The sequence below is a fragment of the Skermanella sp. genome, from assembly GCF_059503625.1.
Genome location: NZ_JCACHA010000450.1, coordinates 1 through 2,328, shown reverse-complemented (window position 1 = coordinate 2,328; position 2,328 = coordinate 1). Strand labels below are relative to the sequence as shown.

Genomic DNA, 2,328 nt, shown 5'->3' with positions numbered 1-2,328 from the left:
TTCCGACCATCCTTTACGGCGCCGGGCCGCACTCCCTGCTGGATGCCAACGGGCACCGGGCGGACGAGAAGCTGGTGCTGGAGGATCTGCGCAAAGCGACCCAGGTGGTTGCGCTGACGCTCGCCGATCTTCTGAGCGCCTGATCCACCTTCGGCGCCTGATATTTCCTGCGCCGGACTATCGGCGCAGGAGCTTTGCCAGCCAGGGCCGTTGCGCCTCAGCCAGTTCGGCGCGGAGACGCTTCACCGTGGCTTCAAGCCTGTCCACTTCCCCCTGATGACGTTCGGCATCGGCGACGCGCTGATCGTTCGCCTCCTCGATGCGTGCTTGAAGGCTGGATACCTCCTGACGCAGGCGGTCGAGTTCGGCGCGCAGCCGGTCGCGCTCGATCGTTTCGCCGGTGACCTGAGCTATCGATTTGGCCGATCCGCTCGCCTGAGCTTTGCGCGATGCGATTGTCGCCTCCCCCTGCCTTCGAGATGCCGAACACTCCGGAACCTCATTCGGTTGCAACCTATCCCGCTACGGTTGAAGTCTTCAAGGACTCCTGTGGAGCAGCACCTGGCCCAAGGGGCTCGGCCGGCACCAATCGGTATCAGGTCTCATTTTTGACGCGCAGAGGGTCTTCAATCCCGCCCCTGTCAGCCAATATCACCGTGAAACTTGCGTATCGAAGGGAGCCTTGAGCTGAGCGAAACCTCAACCATCCTCGTCGTGGAGGACGAGCCCCTGGTTGCCATGGTGCTGGAAAGCATCATCGAGGACATGGGTGCATCCCTGGTCGGACCGGCCGCCTCCGTGGAGAAGGCGCTCTCACTGATCGAGGCGGGCGGATTCGCCGGCGCTCTGCTCGACGTCAACCTGCGGGGCGAGCGGGTCGACGCCGTTGCGGATGCCCTTGCGGCCAAGGGCCTGCCGTTCGTCTTCACGACCGGCCACGGCATCGACGGAATTCCCGCCGCCCATCGTCACCGGCCCATGCTGAGCAAGCCTTTCCGCGATGCCGACATCACGGCGGTACTCAACGTCCATATCCTGGCGAAGCAGCCGATCAGCTGAGACCGGTCACCGGGATCGCGGCGCCGTGGACGGCACGCGCGGCGTCGGACGACAGAAACAGGATGACGGACGCCAGATCTTCCGGCGCTACCCAGTGCCTGGGGTCGGCCTTCGGCATGGCGGCACGGTTTTCCGGCGTGTCTATGATGCTGGGCAGGACGCAGTTCACGTTGATGCCGTGTTCGCGGAGTTCGCCCGACATCGACTCGGTAAGGCGGATCACGGCGCTCTTGGCGGCGCAATAGGCGCCCATCCGCGCGACGCCGCGCGTTGCGGCATTGGCGCCGACGTTGACGATTCTGCCCCGGCCGGCTTTCAGCATATGCGGGACGACGGCGCCCGTAGCGTGGATCAGCGTCCTGGCGTTGATGTCCATCAGGAAATCCCACGTCCGATCCGACGTCTCGTGGACCTGCTCTCCCATTTGGAAGCCGCCGGCGATATTGCACAGCGCGTCGATCCTGCCGAAGCGCTCCATGACCATGTCGATGACCGCCCTTACGCGTTCGCGGTCCAGCAGATCGACCGGCAGCAGCAGGCGGTTGTCGTCCTCGGCGCCGAAGGCTGCTCCCAGAGCATCGCGGTCGCGGTCGAGGAGCGCCAGATTGGCGCCGTGAGCTTCGAAGGCATGCGCCACGGCGGAACCCAGATTTCCGCCGGCGCCGGTCACGACGACCGTCCGGTTTCCAAAGTCCAGCATTGCCAAACCTCCGTTCTAGGCGACGTTGCGTCGGGCTTTATGATAGGCGCCCGTGCCGCGATGAAGGACGCTGTCAGTCGGATCGATCGTCCCAGGGTCAAGATCCGGCAGCGCCGATACGCGGCGGTAGATCGGCCCGAAATCGATGTCGGCCAGGGCTAGCAGGTCGTCGAAACCCTCGATGACGAAGTAGGTTTCCTGGAAATCGTCGATCCGGTACAGCGTCCGCATGACGCGCTCCAAGTCGAACCGGACCCGGTTGGGGGAGGGGTCTTCCAGGGCGAAGATCGTTTCCGTCCGTGACGACGCGATGCCCGAGCCGTAGATCCGCAGCCCTTCCGCACCGCTGATCAGGCCGAACTCGACCGTGTACCAGTAGACGCGGGCAAGGTTGGCCAATACGCCCATCCCCTGCGCGCGCAGCCCCCCTTTACCATAGGCTTCCATGTAATCGGCAAAGACGGGGTGAGCGAGCATGGGTACATGCCCAAAGACATCGTGGAAGACATCAGGCTCCTCGATGTAGTCAAGCTGGTCCGCCCTGCGGATGAACTGCCCTGCCGGGAACC

Annotated in this window: 3 protein-coding genes and 1 pseudogene; 1 reads left to right on the top strand and 3 read right to left on the bottom strand. The window is 64.1% G+C overall.

The features are described from left to right. Positions 1-177: 177 nt before the first annotated feature. Positions 178-513, bottom strand: coding sequence for a hypothetical protein (locus AC5JJ6_RS09965; RefSeq protein ID WP_496041891.1), 336 nt, complete (start codon positions 511-513; stop codon positions 178-180). Between the two features lie 150 nt (positions 514-663). On the opposite strand from AC5JJ6_RS09965, the gene AC5JJ6_RS09960 reads away from it, so the two are divergent. Then, the gene (locus AC5JJ6_RS09960) at positions 664-1,059 is read left to right on the top strand and encodes a response regulator (RefSeq protein WP_496041890.1); all 396 of its coding nucleotides are present in this window, start codon (positions 664-666) and stop codon (positions 1,057-1,059) included. On the opposite strand, the gene AC5JJ6_RS09955 is transcribed toward AC5JJ6_RS09960, so the two are convergent. Then, positions 1,052-1,759: an SDR family NAD(P)-dependent oxidoreductase gene (locus tag AC5JJ6_RS09955; protein WP_496041889.1), complete on the bottom strand. Its 708-nt coding sequence runs from the start codon at positions 1,757-1,759 to the stop codon at positions 1,052-1,054. The genes AC5JJ6_RS09960 and AC5JJ6_RS09955 overlap by 8 nt on opposite strands. A gap of 15 nt (positions 1,760-1,774) precedes the next feature. Continuing rightward, positions 1,775-2,328 (bottom strand): annotated as a pseudogene (locus tag AC5JJ6_RS09950) (phenylalanine 4-monooxygenase); the annotation flags it as partial.